Consider the following 252-nt stretch of genomic DNA (forward strand, 5'->3'; position numbering starts at 1 on the left):
GGCGGTAACAACCGTTACGCCAACAACCTGGTCGCACGCAGCGGCACCAGCTGGAAAGTGAAAGGCGCCGTGTCCGGGTCGATTTCGTCGGATCCGCTGTTCAGGAATTACCTGGCGAACGGCACCGGCGACTATCGCGTGTACAGCAGCTCGCCCGCAATCGACCGCGGCACCTCGACCAAGGCACCGACGATCGATTTCGCAGGCGTGGCCCGTCCGCGCGGCGCGGCAGTCGACGTCGGCGCGTACGAG

General features: G+C 65.9%; 1 protein-coding gene. It reads left to right on the top strand.

The genetic code is table 11. The features are described from left to right. A partial coding sequence (locus ACR9ZK_RS22710; RefSeq protein ID WP_481344185.1) for a choice-of-anchor Q domain-containing protein occupies positions 1-252 on the top strand: 252 nt, incomplete at both ends.

Source organism: Monashia sp. HAY1-5C (assembly GCF_056755255.1).